Raw genomic sequence first — 17,137 nt, 5'->3', positions numbered from 1 at the left:
ATGTCAGGTAGATATTTTTTTAGATAAAATCAATCAAACTGATCCAAACGCCAACGCTCAATTATGTTGTTCAACTTTGTTCCGTAGTCTGGATCAGTTGCATATGTTCCGGTCAGTGCTCGTGTGGCATCTCGATAAGAACGTGTATTAACTTTCCAAGTTCCACGATAGCGAACGGGGTCCCATGGTACTCCATATTTTAATTTTACAGCATTATCTTTAAAAGATTCATCTGTACTTTGATAAACCCTGAATTTGGAGTTAACAGGTACAGTTGCTCCATTGATAACTTCATTTGAAACATGCCATATGAAATTATACTTTCCTTCATCTTCTCCATCTTTAAATTTCATACCAAAGAAATTGTTCGCATTACGTGCTAAGAAACTAGTGCCATAACCGGTCTCTAAAATTGCTTGAGCAAGCATGACAGAAGTGTACAATCCATATGCTGGGGCCACTCGATTTGCACTTTGTGTAATAGAATTGACAAATCTTCCTTCTGCTGTGGAGGTATCAATCTGTCCTAAAATGGTTAGCTGATTCGCTTTATAACCGGAAGGTTTGCGATCATTTTCTACAATTGTGACTTCAATTGCTTCGATAGGTAGATTCATTCCAACTGATCCAGCCTTTTGGCCATTCGAAGCCCAACCTAGCCATCCCCGGGAACGGACAAACGAGCGATAGTAAATGTCATAGTGTTCAGCTAATTCTTCTGTTAAGTTAAAAGAAAAAGCTTGAAGGGGACGGTTTTGACCGGTTGTTCCAGATATTGTTCCATTTGAAACAGCTTTTGTCCAACCAATATTAGTAAGATGTGAATCATAACTTATTGTGCCGGAGTAGCTGGAATTTGCCAAGGTTGCCCGAATTGCTTCGAATTGGCGACTTTGGTTTGCGAAATTGATCATTGTAGTCAATCCTGTACGGCTAATCCAACCGTTTGTGGATAGATGCCCTTGTAAATTAACCCTAGGAGGTGCGAGACGAAACGCTCGAGATGTGGCTCCTGGTGCTGCGCCACCTTTTGGTACTAATTTGATTTGTATGGCTTCTGACTGTGTGGCATAACCTTGAGTTCCCGCATTTTCTCCATTTTTTGCCCAATCTAACCAACCAAAATTCTGTGCGTGGATTCGATAATAAATATCATAGCGCGTACTGATTACTCCAGTTAAATTGATTCTTATAGCCTCAATTGGCAGGTTTAATCCAGTAGTTCCTGAAGTGGAACCGTTAGAACGCCAACTTGATTCCCAGCCCTGATTTGCCACATGGGCTTGGTAGTTAATACCACCACCAATTGTGTTTTCTGTTAACCTTAGTTGAATTGCTTGTAAACTTAAATTTTGTCCAGTAGTCCCTACAAAAGTGGCGGCATCTTTTTCATCTAGCCATCCACGATTAGTTACATGACTACGTGCTAGAATTGAGGGATCTTTCTCGAGATAAGAATCTCCAACAGATGGTCCGGTTTGCGATTGGTCAACTAGACGTATTTCTATTGCTTCAATATGAAATTTATATCCAATTGATCCTGCTGGGTTTCCGTTATTTGCCCACGGCAGCCAACCCATGTTCTTAACATGGACTCGGTAGAAGATATTAAATTGATTGGATAACTGACCTGTCAGTCGCAGTTTGATCCCTTCTATTTGTTTTGCTTGACCTACAGTTCCTGAAATATTTCCTTGTGTCACCCAGTTTTGCCACCCGTTCTGCTCGACATAGGAAGTGTACTCGATTGCTCCTTGCAAAGAGGAGTTTAAGTTTAACCTGAGTGCTTCAACTGGAAGGACTCTACCGGTTGTGCCTGAAAGTTCACCGTTTGTTACCTCAGGAAGCCATCCGATATTTCGTATATGTGTGCCATAAGTCAGTATTGGCTGTTGAGTAGTCCTTTCTGTAATAGAGCTATCTTGATGGTTTTCTGCATAAAGTTCAGGAGTATCATTTAGAACATTGCTAGTGATTTTGGAAGAAGATTCTCTCTTAGATGTACCATCGATTACGTTGCTATCATCGTTTAATTGAAAGTTTTCTTTTTGGACATATCCAGCGATTATTCCATCTACTGATAGTTCATAAAAAGTGCTTTGTTCAATTTCTATACTATTTTTTGCATCGTAAACAGTAGATGTATCAATCGATTCATCGGGAACGTCAAGCCAGGCATTGGTCAAAGTAGAGTAAAGGCTCGCATTGGAAGTCAATGTTCCTTTTTTTTCATTTTCACTCATTGAGTGAGAGGTATGGCTTGTTGCAGCTTCTGCAGCTATCCAACCGTATTGGTCAGCATTTTTAGCAAAAAACCAAGTAGTATGGTTAGATAATACTGTTTTTTGGGTCAAAATAACTCTTCCTGTAAGCATTTCGCTATTCTCTTGACGAGACAAAGTTGGGAATATTGGTGTTTCTTGTACACTCCCATATTGATCAGTTAAATCCTCTATTTCTTGAATAGTAATTTTTTCTGAGACTTGCGGGTAGTACTCTTGAATCAAGGTAGATAAACTATCTTCCTCCATTGCTAAAGCTGGATCAATTGAAAGAATATCTTTGAGATTCTCGAGTGAGAGTTGATAGGTTTTAAACTGTTGTGCAAGATAATAAGCTAAAGTTTGTTTGGTTTGTGAGACATCTCTAGTGTAGACAGCTAACTGGATCGTAGATGAATCAGTAGTTGGGGGAGTAGGGACTTGAACATCCGTGGAATTGATTTCATAGATTGTGTTTCCACCAATGTAGCTATGTGTCGTTTTTTTGTTTTCCTCATCTTCAATAAATGCTTGTTTCGTGGCTTCAGTCGCTGATAAGTTGATTCTTTTAGGTTTGCTAATACCATCCTTATAGCTTTCACCTATTAATTGAGGAGTTCCTATTATTGTTGGGTTGTCAGTGCTGGTCAGGGGTATTTCTTCATTTGTGCTTGAAATGGTAGTTGGAGATATTACGTTCGTTGTTTTTTCGTCGGTGATTGAACTTGAGGTGGTTTCGATCTGTTGATTATTGGTTGTTACTGTTTCTGCTAAAGCAATACATGGCGACAATGATGCGTTTAATAACATTATCGATGCAAGCAAAATACTTACTTTCATCAAATATCCTCCTATTATAATCTTTTCTTTATTTAATTCATAAGAAAATGTTATTTTTGTTTTAGTGTTGCTAATAGTATTCTATCGTAAATTTAATTATTTTCCAATATATTTTCTAAGTTTTGTCAAGAAATATAGCTTAATATAAAAATTAAAATAAAACTTACGAAAAATTTTCATTTATGCTATGCTGTTTTTCATGAAAAGGAGTGATTGAAGTGCCAACAAATAAAAAAGAAGGAATTATATTTACAACGCTGATGTGTTTTTTGATGGTTTTAGGAATGAGTATTTATAACCTCTGGCTACATAATGCATTGCATCTATCAAATCTATTCATAGGACTTATCCCAGGATTTATTGTGGCGTTTATCTTAGATGTTTTTATTGTAGGTGTTATAGCGAAAAAGATTGCGTTTAATCTACCTATCAATAAGCAAAATAAAATGCAAATGATCCTTACGATTTCTTGTCTGATGGTTTTAGGTATGGTGACGTGTATGTCATTGTTCGGTATCGTGATTGAACAAGGGATTCCAGAACAATTTCTTTCCGTATATCTTACAGCTTGGAAGATGAACTTGATCATGGCTTTGCCGTTACAATTATTGTTTGTCGGACCTATCTCACGAACTGTTTTGGCGACGATCCAAAAATAATTGAAGAAGTCTCTCTGTTGTCTCTAGCAACTTTTGAGTAGATAAGCTAAAATGCAAGCAAGACATAAATGCGAGGCTTAGAGATGATCGAAGAATATTTTAAAGAAGTCGGCTTGACCATGGTAGAACTACCTGTTGAATGGGTCGATGAACGATTGGTTTATCGTGGATTGATCAAAGAGTTGCCGACAATCAATGCGGAAGCTCCTTCAAGAGCGCAAATGCAACAACAACTAGCAGAGACTTATCAGATTTATCGTGAACAACTGCTTCTTGAATCAGAAGAGGAGAAAGAAACTACTACAAATCTGACGAGTGAACAATTATTGCGTTATTATGATGGCGAAACGTTTGATGGCTTTTCTTTGTTTGATCAGTTAACAGAGGAATAATCCTGTAAAGAGAGAATACGTTAGTAGTCTTCAATTTTGAGAAATAAGGCGACATACATGAAAACTTGCATCCAAGTTTCGTGTATGTCGCCTTATTTTTCGAAGAATCATCTGGCATTTGCGTAACTTATTATTGAAAGACAACTCACAGCCAAAATGTTTCCCGTGAAACATTATTCACGAATTTGTCCGTCTCCGTAGATGATATATTTTGTCGTCGTTAATTCATTCAAACCCATTGGGCCTCTAGCATGGAGTTTTTGGGTGGAAATGCCGATTTCTGCACCGAACCCAAAGACTGAACCATCTGTAAAACGAGTCGAAGCATTGACGTAAACAGCTGCTGCGTCGACTTCATTTAAAAAGCGTTGACTTGCAGAGTAACTGTCTGTGACGATGGCTTCTGAATGCTTGGTATTGTGTTGATTGATGTGATCGATTGCCTCATCTAATGAATCAACGATCTTGACTGCTAAAATATAATCCAAGTATTCTGTATCCCAATCGGTTTCGTCTGCTAACGTGGCTGTTTCTAAATAATCCAATGCACGCGCATCTGCATGGAGTGAAACACCATGTTCAACCAGTGCTTGCTCGATCGATGGCAAGAAGAACGGCGCGATCTCTGAGTGGATCAGTAAAGTCTCAGCAGCATTACAGACAGAAGGTCGAGATGTTTTTGCGTTCACGATGATATCGACAGCCATGGCTAATTGTGCTTCTTTATCGATATAGATATGGTTGTTGCCTGTTCCTGTTTCAATGATCGGTACGGTCGCTTGTTCTTTCACATGTTTGATCAACGAAGCGCCGCCTCGTGGGATCAAAACATCTAAATAATCAGTTAGACGCATCAATTCCGCAGCGGTTTCGTGCGAGGTATCATCCACAAATTGGATCGCATAAGGCGATACTCCAGCATTCGTCAATGTTTCTTGAAGCAATTCAACCAACAATTGATTGGAATGGAAAGCTTCTTTTCCTCCGCGTAAAATCACGGCATTCCCTGATTTGAATGCCAAACTAGCAGCATCCGTTGTCACATTCGGGCGTGATTCGTAGATCATACCGATGACACCTAAAGGGACACGTTTCTTGCCAATCAATAAACCGTCCTCGTTTTGCCACATATGATCGACTTTTCCGATGGGATCGTCTAATTGTGCAACTTTAATGATTTCTTCAGCCATAGTATGGATACGTTCTGGTGTCAATCGTAAGCGATCTTGCATCGTTTCGCTGATATTATTTTCTGTTGCTTGATCTAAGTCTTTTTGATTTGCTTCAAGAATGGCAAGTTGATTTCTCTTGATCATTTGCGCCATTTGCAATAATAAGTCATTTTTTTGTTTTGTAGGCATCAACGCCAGAACTCGTGCGCCATTTTTTGCCTGTTCACCAAGTTGGATAAGATCAGTCATGATAGCCCTCCTTAAATAATGTGCCAATTTCTTTTCCAGCTAAAATATCAAAGATGATTGCCGGATTTTTTCCATTTGCTAAGATCATTGTGCTATTTGCTTCAAAGATCCTTAAAGCAGCTTTTAATTTACTTGCCATACCGCCAGTGCCATACGTACTGCCGGCGCCACCTGCTTGTGCCATCAACTCATCGTCAATCGCAGTGACTGTTTGATACATTTCAGCCTGAGGATTGATGGATGGATTATCTGAATAGAAACCGTCGATATCCGAAAGAACAATGAGGAGGTCGGCGGCGATCAGCTTAGTAACGATCGCAGATAGCTGATCGTTGTCACCAAATTTGGTAGAATGATCTAATTCATCGACTGCGACAGTGTCATTTTCATTGACGATAGGAATGGTTTCCATCGCTAATAGCTGTTCTAACGTATTGACAACATTTTTTCGGCTTTCAGGATAATCAATGACATCTCGAGTGACTAGTATTTGCGCAGTTTGTTGGCTATAGACACTGAATCGTTGATTATAGATGTTCATCAATTCAGCTTGTCCGATCGCGGCAATCGCCTGTTGCTCTGGGATCGTAGCTGGGCGTTTGGCTAGGTTCATTTTGTGCATACCGACGCCGACTGCACCAGAAGAGACTAATACGATTTCTTTGCCTTGATTATGAAGATCAGAAAGAACAAAAGCTAATTGGTCGATCGCTGCCAAATTGATGTTGCCATTCGGATAGATCAATGTACTTGTTCCTACTTTGATGATGATTCGTTTTGCTTCTTTTACTTCTTTTCGCATGGAGCACCTCAATTAATTCTCTTTACACAGAAATGATTTTGTTTTATTCTACTTGTTTTCAATCATAAAGTCATGTTTTAATAAACTTTTTTTCAAAAAATCAATAAATTTGTTTCTTAGAAGAGAAGTGGATTTCATGAAGAATTCGTTAACTTTGGGTATTCAGTCGTTTGGTATGTTAAAATAGAACTAGTTTACTCTGGGAGGGATTTGGTGAATAAAAGAGGTTTTGAAGTAATTACACGTTATCAGGATCAACAGATCCAATTGCCACAAAGAGCGACCCACCATGCGGCCGGTTATGACTTTGAAGCAGCAGAAGATGTGGTGATTCCAAGTGTTTGGAAAGCTGGATTTAAGCAAGGACTTACAGCGGTCTCAGATGCGCTTATGCCTGATATGTCAGCAGAGGAAAAGAAGATCAAACCGGTCTTAGTACCTACAGGAATCAAAGCGTATATGGGTGAAGATGAGTTCTTACAACTAGCCAATCGCTCAAGCAATCCATTAAAACGTTTTTTGATTTTGACGAATGGTATCGGCGTGATCGACAGTGATTATTATAATAATGAAGCAAATGAAGGACACATCATGTTCCAATTCACGAATTTCGGCTTCAAAGATGTAGTGATCAAAAAAGGGGAACGAATTGGTCAAGGCATTTTCTTGCCGTTCCTAAAAGCGGATCAAGATCAAACAGCTAAAGCCCGCCAAGGCGGATTTGGCTCATCTAATGAATAAATAAAAGTGGGTTAAGCTATTTTTAATCCGAGTCAAGTAAAGTGAAAGATAGGTGGTACACGACAATGGCCAAAAAAGCAAAAGTTCAATTTGTTTGTCAAAACTGTGGCTATGTGTCGCCTAAGTTTTTAGGACGTTGTCCTAATTGTGGCAAATGGAACACCATGGTTGAAGAGATCGAACAAGACACAACAGATCGTAGAGTACGTACGAGCTTAACTGGTGAAAAAGCCAAACCAACAAAAATCGCAGAAGTGATCCCCAAAAAAGAACCGCGGGTCAAGACGAAGTTAGCAGAGTTGAACCGAGTCTTAGGCGGGGGTGTCGTTCCTGGTTCGATGATTTTGATCGGAGGCGATCCTGGTATCGGGAAGTCCACTTTACTACTGCAAGTATCGCAACAATTAGCGGCGATCGGTGGCAAAGTGCTTTACGTATCAGGAGAAGAGAGTGCGGATCAAATCAAACTGCGTGCCGAACGTTTGGGTTCGATCGATACAGAATTTTATTTATATGCAGAAACAGACATGAATGAAATCAGTCGAGCGATCGAACAAATTTCTCCTGACTATGTGATCATCGACTCGATCCAAACGATGACCCAACCCGATATAACAAGTGTAGCTGGTAGTGTCAGCCAAGTACGAGAAACAACTGCAGAGTTACTAAAAATTGCCAAAACAAACGGAATCGCAATCTTTATCGTTGGACATGTCACGAAAGAAGGATCGATTGCAGGGCCGAGAATGTTAGAGCATATGGTCGATACGGTCTTGTATTTCGAGGGTGAACAACATCATAGTTTTCGTATTTTACGTGCCGTAAAAAACCGTTTTGGGTCCACCAATGAGATCGGCATTTTTGAGATGCATGCTCATGGGTTAGAAGAAGTAGCAAATCCTTCACAGATCTTTCTGGAAGAACGCTTAGATGGTGCGACAGGTTCAGCGATCGTTGTTGCAATGGAAGGAACACGTCCGATCCTAGTGGAGATCCAAGCCTTAGTGACTCCGACGATGTTTGGAAATGCCAAACGAACAACGACTGGCTTAGACTTTAATCGTGTGTCTTTGATCATGGCAGTGTTAGAAAAACGTGCTGGATTATTGTTACAAAATCAAGATGCTTACCTAAAAGCAGCTGGTGGGGTAAAATTAAATGAACCCGCGATCGACTTAGCGATTGCGATCAGTATCGCATCTAGCTACAAAGAAAAAGGAACACAGCCAACAGAATGTTTTATTGGAGAAATCGGCTTGACTGGAGAAATCAGAAGAGTCAATCAGATTGAACAACGAGTCAAAGAAGTACAAAAATTAGGATTTACAAAAGTATATCTGCCTAAAAATAATTTAGGTGGTTGGAATGTTCCAGAGGGGATCGAAGTCGTAGGTGTTGCAACACTGGATGAGACCCTTAGAAGAGTATTTCGCTAAAATCAAAATGAAATGGAGGAAGCAGGATGCAAAAACGTGTCATCACCTTACTGATGATCATCGTTGGTGCCAGCTTAGGTATTTCTTTTTTACCTACAGCTTGGCAAGCGATCGGTCAACAGACAAATGGATGGCTGAATAACACCTTTACCAATAGCTTGTTAGGTGCACTTATTTTCTTTTTATTATCTTTGCTATTGGCAAAACATATTACAGCAGTCATCAAGCAAATTGAAGAAAAATTAAGTGAGGTCAGCTTGACGTATCTCTTATTTGGGGCAATCGGAGCAATCATTGGTCTGACATTAGGAGTCGTGATCTCTACACCTCTTTATAACATTGAGATGCCTTTCGTAAATAGTGTCTTACCGATCCTATTGATGGTGATCCTTGGGTATCTAGGATTACGAATGGGGACGACCCGCATCGAGGAATGGAAGAAAATATTTGGACCTAGAAGCAAAAAGGTTGAACAAGAAACACCTAGCCAAGTGGAAAGCCAACTATTGGAACGTAAGTTAGACGACCATTTCCACAAGTATAAAATATTGGATACAAGTGTGATCATCGATGGGCGTATTTACGACATCACAAAAACAGGATTTTTAGAGGGAACATTGATGATCCCCAATTTTGTTTTATATGAATTACAATATATCGCTGATTCAGGTGACAGCTTGAAACGTGTGCGTGGACGTCGCGGATTAGATATTTTGAACGCGTTACAAAAAGAAGAAGGCATTTCAGTTGAGATGTATGACGGTGACTTTGAAGACATCAGTGAAGTCGATAGTAAGCTGATCAAATTAGCGAAATTATTGGATGGCGTCATCGTGACGAATGACTATAACCTTAACAAAGTTTCGGAGTTTCAAAATGTACCTGTTCTCAACATCAACGCGCTTGCCAACGCAGTGAAGCCAGTCGTTATCCCTGGTGAGAACATGAATGTATTGGTAGTCAAAGCTGGTACAGAACGTCAACAAGGAGTTGCCTATTTAGATGACGGCACAATGGTCGTTGTGGAAGACGGGCAACACTACATGAACGAGCGAATCGAAGTCGTGGTAACTAGTGCGCTACAAACAGCAGCTGGACGAATGATCTTTGCAAAACCTGCTCATGCGGGTAGAGGAATCGATAATAAACGTGAGAACGAGAAAAAGGCGAAGTAAAATCATAACGGTGTAAGCAAGGAGTAGCTAGGCATTTCAAAGTGATTTCTAGAGGAGCTGCTACTTTCTTCGTTAGTCGAGGGTCGGAAAATAGAAAAAACTATTTTCCGACCCTGATTTTATACCGTAGATTTCAATGACTTTTTCATAATCTCTTTACTATTTACCGTATAAAAGGTAAAATTTGTGCTGAGTGGCTTTAAATTCTAACATTTATTGCTAAAGGGGCACTACCCCAAAACAGTCTGTTCAAATGCTGTATTTTCAGCTGTTTTGGGTGGCTCAAAGTCTAGTTTGAAAGAAGAGGAAGAAAATGACGAAAGTACGCGTACGTTATGCACCAAGTCCAACAGGGCACTTGCATATTGGAAATGCCCGAACTGCATTATTCAATTATTTATTTGCCCGTCACAATGATGGAGATTTCATTATCCGCATTGAGGACACTGACCAAAAACGAAATATTGAAGATGGCGAAAAAAGCCAATTAGAGAATCTTGCTTGGTTAGGGATGGAATGGGATGAATCACCTGAAAATCCAGGTGAATACGGTCCTTACCGTCAATCTGAAAGAAAAGAAATCTATCAACCATGGATCGATCAGCTGTTAGCAAGCAACCGTGCTTACAAATGCTATTGTTCAGAAGAGGAACTAGAAGCAGAACGTGAAGCGCAACGCGCACGCGGAGAAATGCCTCACTATGCTGGAACTTGTGCGAACTTGTCACCAGAAGAACAAGCGAAGAAAGAAGCAGAAGGCATTGTGCCAGTGATTCGTTTCCGCGTACCTCGTAATACGGAATATGCGTTCAACGACATGGTCAAAGGAGATATCACCTTTGAATCAGACAATATCGGTGGCGATTACGTCATCCAAAAACGTGATGGCATGCCAACATACAACTTCGCTGTAGCGGTGGATGATCACTTGATGAAGATCACTCATGTTTTACGTGGCGATGATCATATTGCAAATACACCGAAACAGTTGATGATCTATGAAGCATTTGGATGGACAGCACCAACGTTTGGCCACATGACTTTGATCATCAATTCTGAAACAGGTAAAAAGTTAAGTAAACGTGATGAATCGATCTTACAATTTATCGAACAATATCGTGAATTAGGTTATTTACCAGAAGCAATGTTCAATTTTATTGCATTGTTAGGTTGGTCGCCTGTAGGAGAAGACGAGTTATTCAGTCAAGAAGAATTGATCAAGATGTTCGATCCACAACGTTTAAGCAAATCGCCTGCAGCATTTGATGCGAAAAAACTACAATGGATCAACAACCATTACATCAAAGAAATGGATCTAGACACATTGACAGAAATGTGTTTACCTTATTTGATCGCCGATGGACGTGTGCCAGAGAATCCAGATGCACAAACACTTGAATGGGTGAAAAAGATCGTTCGTCTCTATCAACCACAAATGAGTTATGCAGAAGAAATCGTTGAAGTATCAACGTTATTCTTTAACGAACATCCTGAATTGGATGAAGCGGCCAAAGAAGTATTAGCAGGTGAAACTGTTCCGACTGTCTTGGAAGCTTTCAAAGAGCAATTGACAAAAATGGACGTCGTTGATGGACCAACTGTCAAAGCAGCAATCAAAGCAGTTCAAAAAGAAACTGGGGTCAAAGGGAAAAATCTATTTATGCCGATCCGTGTGGCTGTTTCAGGACAAATGCATGGACCTGAACTACCAGAAACAATCGAATTGTTAGGAAGAGAAAAATCATTAGCACATTTAAATCAAGTATTGAATGAAACACGATGAACAGAATGAAGTAAAAAAAGAATCGTTTCAAGAGAGTCAACGGGTGGTGTAAGTTGGCAACTATTCTTTTTCGAAATGCCTCTGGGAGTGGTCTTGGCGAATCAGTGATTGTTGACCAATAGTCAACAGTTGCAAGTAGCGAAGAACGAGTAGCAGACGTTACCTGCCAGAGATAATCACATGATTATGAAGAAAAGTGGAACCACGCCTCATAGCGTCTTTTAATAAGGAAACTTATTTAAAAGACGCTTTTTTTAGTATTGTATCTTTTGTTGTTCTTACATACCTTCAAAAAAGGAAAGGAGAGGAAGTCGATGGGATGGTTCAAACGAGCGGTCATTGCAGTGAAGAAAAATGATCCAGCAGCGCGTACCACAGCGGAAGTCATTTTGACTTACCCTGGGTTACATGCATTATTTTGGCATCGTTTCTCCCATTATTTATATCGCCATCGTCTCTATTTGATTGCCAAAATGAATGCCCAATTTTGGCGATTTATCACGGGAATCGAGATACATCCAGGAGCGAAGATCGGAAAGGGTGTATTCATTGATCATGGGATGGGGATCGTCATTGGAGAAACGGCAGAAATCGAAGATGATGTGATTTTGTTTCATGGCGTGACTCTAGGTGGTACTGGCAAGGAAACAGGGAAAAGACATCCGACGATCAAACAAGGTGCGATGTTATCCGCCAATGCCCAGATCTTAGGGCCGATCACGATCGGAAGAAATGCAAAAATCGGCGCAGGCGCAGTCGTATTAAAAGACATACCTGAAGAGGCAACAGCAGTTGGAGTACCAGCGAAAGTTGTCCGAATCAACGGGGAGAAAGTAAGGGGATCAGAATGATAAAAATCTATAATACATTAACAAGAGAAAAAGAGACATTTGTTCCTTTGAAAGAAGGCCAGGTCGCGATGTATGTTTGCGGACCGACAGTTTATAACTACATCCATATCGGGAATGCACGCAGTACGATCGCATTTGACACGATTCGACGTTATTTGGAATATCGTGGGTATCAAGTGAACTATGTCTCTAATTTTACAGATGTGGACGATAAAATCATCAAGGCTGCTAATCAGCTTGGAATCACCGCACCAGAAGTCGCTGATCGTTTTATCCATGCTTTTGAAGAAGATACGAAAGCGTTGAATGTCCAACCAGCAACGCTTCATCCAAGAGTAATGGACCACATGGAAGACATCCGTGTGTTCATCCAAGCGTTGATCGACAAAGGATTTGCGTACGAATCAAATGGTGATGTGTATTACCGTACGAGAAAATTCACCGAGTACGGACAATTGAGTGATCAATCGATCGATGAGTTAGAGATCGGGGCAAGTCAGCGTACTGGCGCAGAACAACAACAAAAAGAAGATCCGTTAGATTTTGCCTTATGGAAAAAAGCAAAATCAGGAGAGATCTCATGGGCATCGCCATGGGGGGAAGGTCGTCCTGGCTGGCATATCGAATGCTCGGTGATGGCAACGAAACATTTAGGTGAAACCATTGACATCCATGGTGGTGGACAAGACTTGGAGTTCCCTCATCACGAAAACGAAATCGCCCAAAGTGAAGCGAAAACAGGTAAAAAATTCGCGAACTATTGGATGCACAATGGCTATGTAACGATTGGTGAAGATGACCAAAAAATGAGTAAGTCTTTAGGAAACTTCATCACCGTCCATGAAATGATCCAAGAGGTTGATCCGCAAGTATTACGCTTCTTTATGGCAACGACCCAATATCGTCGTCCGATCCGCTACAGTGAAGCAACGATGAAAGAAGCTGCAACCAATTTACAACGATTGAAAAATACGTTTGATAATCTAAACTTCCGCTTTGAAAATGCAGTAGAAGACCACTCGGAAGATGAAAGACAGATGACTGAACTAGAACAATTAGAAGTCCGCTTCATCAAAGAAATGGACGATGATTTCAATGCAGCGAACGGAATCACGGTTGTCTATGAATTAGCAAAATGGATCAATACGTATTTGGAACAACCGACAGTTTCCAAAACGATCCTATCAAAAAGTGAGGCACTATTTACCCAATGGCTATCGATTTTTGGTATCTTATTTACGACAGCAGAAATGTTGGATGAAGAGATCGAGCAATTGATCGAAGAACGGACACAAGCTAGAAAAAACCGCGATTTCGCTCGTAGTGATGAAATTCGGGATCAATTAAAAGAGCAGGGGATCTTGTTGGATGACACACCACAAGGTACTCGTTGGAGAAGAGAAGCATGAGAGACCATACACAATTGAACGGCTTAGCGCTTGCTTATGTCGGAGATGCCATTTATGAGATTTATATTCGCGATTATTTGATTGAAAAAGGCGAAACAAAGCCCAATAAACTGCATCGAGCAGCGACGCATTATGTTTCAGCAAAGGCACAAGCCTTTTTGATCCAACAAATGTTACAAGAAAAGCTGTTAACAGAAGACGAAGAGTTGTACTATCGCAGAGGTAGAAATGCCAAAAGTCATACAAGTGCCAAAAATGCAGACATCACAACCTATCGTGTGGCAACGGGGTTTGAAGCCTTGATGGGCTACTTACATCTAACAAAACAAACGGAACGGATGGAAGAATTGATCACATGGTGCATTGAGAAAGTAGGTGAAACCCATGAGGAAAGAAAATAAAGAACGTAATTACCAAAAACGAAACAAAAAAGATTCTCCACGTTTTACCAAAGGCAATGACAAACGTAGTGGAAAAAAAGAAACAGCCTATGTCGGCCAAGAGGACACAACGAGTGAAGACAACTTTGTATTTGGTCATCATGCAACGGTCGAAGCCTTACAACAAGGGCGAGGAAATAAATTGTTTCTTCAAGAAGATTCCCGCGGCGAAAAGGTCGAAGAATTAAAAACGATTGCCCGTGAACAAGCGGTACCAGTCAAATGGGTACCTAAACAAAAATTAGATCTACTTAGCGATCGCGGCGTTCACCAAGGCGTGGTATTAGCGATCACACCTTACGAATATTTGACATTGGATCAATTATTGGAACAAGCGAAAAATAAAACGGAGACACCATTTTTCTTGATTTTGGATAGTATTGAAGATCCACATAATTTTGGGTCGATCTTACGAACAGCAGATGCTAGTGGGGTAGATGGCGTCATCATTCCGAAACATCGTGCAGTCGGAATCACACCAATCGTGACAAAAACGTCAACAGGTGCCGTTGAATACGTGCCAGTCGCTCGTGTGACGAATTTGGTCCAAACCGTCCAGCAACTAAAAGAGCAGCAATTCTGGGTATTCGGCACGGACATGGAAGGGACCAATTTCCAATCATGGAATGCCAAAGGCGCGATTGCGTTAGTGATCGGTAATGAAGGCCGCGGCATGAGCGCAGGCTTGAAGAAAGAAATGGACGAGCTCTTGACGATCCCTATGGTTGGGCATGTCCAAAGCTTGAATGCAAGTGTGGCTGCCGGTCTTCTGATGTATCAGGCTTTTTCTCAGCGTCAGGGGGAATAAGTCATGAAGAAGCAGCTGCTGATCGTCGATGGCTATAACATGATTGGTTCTTGGCCAGAGTTAGTTACATTGAAAAATCAAGACAAAATGGCAGATGCCAGAGAAGCATTATTGCATCGTTTATCAAATTATGCAAAATATGAAGGGATCGAAGTCATCGTTGTTTTTGATGCGCAATTAGTTCCAGGTATCCAACAAAACTATCGGAAATATCAGTTAGAAGTCGTTTTTACAAAAGAAGATGAGACGGCAGATACGTATATCGAGCGCATTGCTGGGGAGCTGAATACTCGGTTGACACAAGTAACAGTAGCAACGAGTGATTTAGCCGAACAATGGGTAATTTTCTCGCAAGGTGCTTTACGGACCTCAGCGTATGAATTATATAAAACAATTAAAAAAACAGAAAAAAATATTACCCAAGATAATATAAATATGCGTTTTATCGATTTTCGACGAAATTCTCCTTGGAATGAAGAACAATTAGAAAAATTGTCCCAAAAATTGGACGATTTAATGAGAAAAGAAAAATAACAGCTAGATACGATTAGTTATTCAATGAATTGATGGTAAGATTCCTCCATAATCGAAAGTTATGGAGGAATTATTTTATGTCCGAGGAGTTATTGTGCGCCGCCCGTAATGGAGATGAAGAGGCTTTTGCCCTACTGTATCAAAAATATTTCCCGTTATTGTTACGGTTGAAGAATATTTATTATTTAAGGAATTATGTCAGTGAAGATTGGGAACAAGAAGCAAGGATCGCACTATATCAAGCACTCAAAACGTACGAAAACAATAAGGGGGTTAGTTTTGGGAGCTATTACAAAAGCATTATCAGTAATCAAATCTACTCTTTACTACGAAAACAAAATGCACTAAAACGCCGAGACCAAAAGAATGAAATATCCATTGAACAAAAAATAGCTACAGAAGGACCGGATTTCTTAGCTGAGATCACGATCCAAGAGCCTGTGGCAATGCAACAATTACTATTAAAAGAAGCTTTCGAAGAGTGCGACATCAAATTCTCATCAAAAGAGGCAAAAATTTTTCAACAGTATATGCAAGGAAATGATTTTACCGAGATGGAAAGAGAACTAGCAATGGATCTAAAACAAATAAAAAGCGCTTACGGACGAGTGAAATACAAGATAAAAAAACATTTGAAAGATTATAATGAGTGATTTTTTATAGCATTACTAATGTTTTTCTTACTTATTTCTATTGCATTTCTTTTTTTATTATGGTAAACTTGAAAAATTTTGCTATATGTGGTATGATAGATATTGAGGTGAATTGTATGCCACTAACTTTAGCTACAATCAAAAAAGATTTAGAAGGTCGTATCGGCAGCCAAATCATGTTGGTTGCACAGACTGGAAGAAAGCGTCAAACGGAACGCCGAGGCGTTTTAACAGAAACCTATCCTTCAGTATTTGTCGTAGACTTAGATCCTGAAGAAAATTCTTTTGAACGAGTATCTTACAGTTATTCGGATGTACTTACTCGAACAGTTGAGATCGAATTTTTAACTGAAGCAGTTTAAAAAGCAGGCGGACCTAGATTATATATGAGGTTCGTTTGCTTTTTTGTGTATAACTCGTTATGCTATTAGCAAGAAAGAATGGAGGTCCTGGGGATGAAGCATTATGTAAAAAAATTTGCAGAATTAACGACAGCAGAATTTTATGCAATCGTGAAAGAGCGCATCGCTGTATTTGTTGTTGAACAAAATTGTCCTTACCAAGAAGTCGATGAGATCGATGAAATCGCATGGCATACTTATTTTAAAGATGAAGAAGGTACGATTTTAGCGTATACACGTATTTATGTAGAAGATGATGCTGTTCATTTTGGACGAGTATTGGTGAACCAAGCGCATCGAAAATCCGGTTTAGGGCAAAAGATCGTACAGCACACATTAGCTGCAATTGAAGCGAATGCACCTGGACGTCCAATCGTGATCGGGGCGCAAGAGTACTTACAATCGTTTTATGAATCGTTTGGCTTCGAGGCTATCTCAGAAGTGTACTTAGAAGACGGGATCCCACATTTAGATATGCGAAAACAACCATAAAAAAACAGAAGGAGATCCTTCTGTCAGATTGTAGACAAA

At 40.1% G+C, this 17,137-nt stretch carries 17 protein-coding genes and 1 other annotated feature; of the genes, 14 read left to right on the top strand and 3 right to left on the bottom strand.

The window, feature by feature from the left end:
• Positions 1-29: 29 nt before the first annotated feature.
• Positions 30-3,101: a glucosaminidase domain-containing protein gene (locus tag JZO83_RS07985; RefSeq protein WP_207115436.1), complete on the bottom strand. Its 3,072-nt coding sequence runs from the start codon at positions 3,099-3,101 to the stop codon at positions 30-32.
• Positions 3,102-3,319: 218 nt separating this feature from the next.
• Between JZO83_RS07985 and JZO83_RS07980 the strand changes: the two genes are divergently transcribed.
• Positions 3,320-3,760: a DUF2798 domain-containing protein gene (locus JZO83_RS07980; RefSeq protein WP_206853118.1), complete on the top strand. Its 441-nt coding sequence runs from the start codon at positions 3,320-3,322 to the stop codon at positions 3,758-3,760.
• Positions 3,761-3,843: 83 nt separating this feature from the next.
• Positions 3,844-4,152, top strand: coding sequence for a hypothetical protein (locus tag JZO83_RS07975; protein ID WP_206853122.1), 309 nt, complete (start codon positions 3,844-3,846; stop codon positions 4,150-4,152).
• Between the two features lie 173 nt (positions 4,153-4,325).
• Here the strand turns inward: JZO83_RS07975 and JZO83_RS07970 are convergent, their stop codons facing one another.
• Both JZO83_RS07970 and proB read right to left on the bottom strand, forming a co-directional pair.
• Positions 4,326-5,573: a glutamate-5-semialdehyde dehydrogenase gene (locus JZO83_RS07970; RefSeq protein ID WP_207115435.1), complete on the bottom strand. Its 1,248-nt coding sequence runs from the start codon at positions 5,571-5,573 to the stop codon at positions 4,326-4,328.
• The gene (gene proB / locus JZO83_RS07965) at positions 5,566-6,375 is read right to left on the bottom strand and encodes a glutamate 5-kinase (protein WP_207115434.1); all 810 of its coding nucleotides are present in this window, start codon (positions 6,373-6,375) and stop codon (positions 5,566-5,568) included. Before proB ends, JZO83_RS07970 begins: the two co-directional genes overlap by 8 nt.
• 213 nt (positions 6,376-6,588) lie before the next feature.
• On the opposite strand from proB, the gene JZO83_RS07960 reads away from it, so the two are divergent.
• The 12 genes from JZO83_RS07960 (at position 6,589) to JZO83_RS07905 (ending at position 17,098) form a co-directional block, all read left to right on the top strand.
• Entirely contained in the window at positions 6,589-7,116 is a 528-nt protein-coding gene (locus JZO83_RS07960; protein ID WP_206853131.1) for a dUTP diphosphatase, read from the top strand.
• Positions 7,117-7,181: 65 nt separating this feature from the next.
• Positions 7,182-8,552: a DNA repair protein RadA gene (radA, locus tag JZO83_RS07955; RefSeq protein ID WP_206853134.1), complete on the top strand. Its 1,371-nt coding sequence runs from the start codon at positions 7,182-7,184 to the stop codon at positions 8,550-8,552.
• Between the two features lie 26 nt (positions 8,553-8,578).
• Entirely contained in the window at positions 8,579-9,727 is a 1,149-nt protein-coding gene (locus tag JZO83_RS07950; RefSeq protein ID WP_206853137.1) for a PIN/TRAM domain-containing protein, read from the top strand.
• 313 nt (positions 9,728-10,040) lie between these two features.
• Positions 10,041-11,510 carry a glutamate--tRNA ligase gene (gene gltX, locus JZO83_RS07945; RefSeq protein ID WP_207115433.1) on the top strand — a complete coding sequence of 490 codons (1,470 nt, stop codon included), beginning with the start codon at positions 10,041-10,043 and terminating at the stop codon, positions 11,508-11,510.
• Positions 11,498-11,735: a binding site (T-box leader), on the top strand. (Overlaps the previous gene by 13 nt.)
• 89 nt (positions 11,736-11,824) lie before the next feature.
• The gene (epsC, locus tag JZO83_RS07940; protein ID WP_206853143.1) at positions 11,825-12,361 is read left to right on the top strand and encodes a serine O-acetyltransferase EpsC; all 537 of its coding nucleotides are present in this window, start codon (positions 11,825-11,827) and stop codon (positions 12,359-12,361) included.
• Complete coding sequence (gene cysS, locus JZO83_RS07935) at positions 12,358-13,770, top strand: cysteine--tRNA ligase (RefSeq protein ID WP_207115432.1); 1,413 nt, start codon at positions 12,358-12,360, stop codon at positions 13,768-13,770. Before epsC ends, cysS begins: the two co-directional genes overlap by 4 nt.
• Positions 13,767-14,171, top strand: coding sequence for a Mini-ribonuclease 3 (locus JZO83_RS07930; protein WP_206853147.1), 405 nt, complete (start codon positions 13,767-13,769; stop codon positions 14,169-14,171). Before cysS ends, JZO83_RS07930 begins: the two co-directional genes overlap by 4 nt.
• Positions 14,155-15,018, top strand: coding sequence for a 23S rRNA (guanosine(2251)-2'-O)-methyltransferase RlmB (gene rlmB / locus JZO83_RS07925; protein WP_207115431.1), 864 nt, complete (start codon positions 14,155-14,157; stop codon positions 15,016-15,018). The genes JZO83_RS07930 and rlmB overlap by 17 nt, the downstream gene beginning before the upstream one ends.
• Before the next feature lie 3 nt (positions 15,019-15,021).
• Positions 15,022-15,552: an NYN domain-containing protein gene (locus JZO83_RS07920; RefSeq protein ID WP_206853151.1), complete on the top strand. Its 531-nt coding sequence runs from the start codon at positions 15,022-15,024 to the stop codon at positions 15,550-15,552.
• Positions 15,553-15,629: 77 nt separating this feature from the next.
• On the top strand, positions 15,630-16,205 hold the full coding sequence (locus JZO83_RS07915; protein ID WP_206853153.1) for a sigma-70 family RNA polymerase sigma factor: 576 nt from the start codon (positions 15,630-15,632) through the stop codon (positions 16,203-16,205).
• 116 nt (positions 16,206-16,321) lie between these two features.
• Positions 16,322-16,567: a Veg family protein gene (locus JZO83_RS07910; RefSeq protein ID WP_010734068.1), complete on the top strand. Its 246-nt coding sequence runs from the start codon at positions 16,322-16,324 to the stop codon at positions 16,565-16,567.
• A 93-nt stretch (positions 16,568-16,660) separates the two neighbouring features.
• Complete coding sequence (locus JZO83_RS07905) at positions 16,661-17,098, top strand: GNAT family N-acetyltransferase (protein WP_207115430.1); 438 nt, start codon at positions 16,661-16,663, stop codon at positions 17,096-17,098.
• Positions 17,099-17,137: the final 39 nt, after the last annotated feature.

The organism is Enterococcus sp. DIV1298c, from assembly GCF_017316315.1.
Lineage (GTDB): Bacteria > Bacillota > Bacilli > Lactobacillales > Enterococcaceae > Enterococcus_B > Enterococcus_B mangumiae.
Note: the sequence above shows the minus strand (reverse complement) of the source record. Positions and strands in the feature narration are given on the sequence as shown.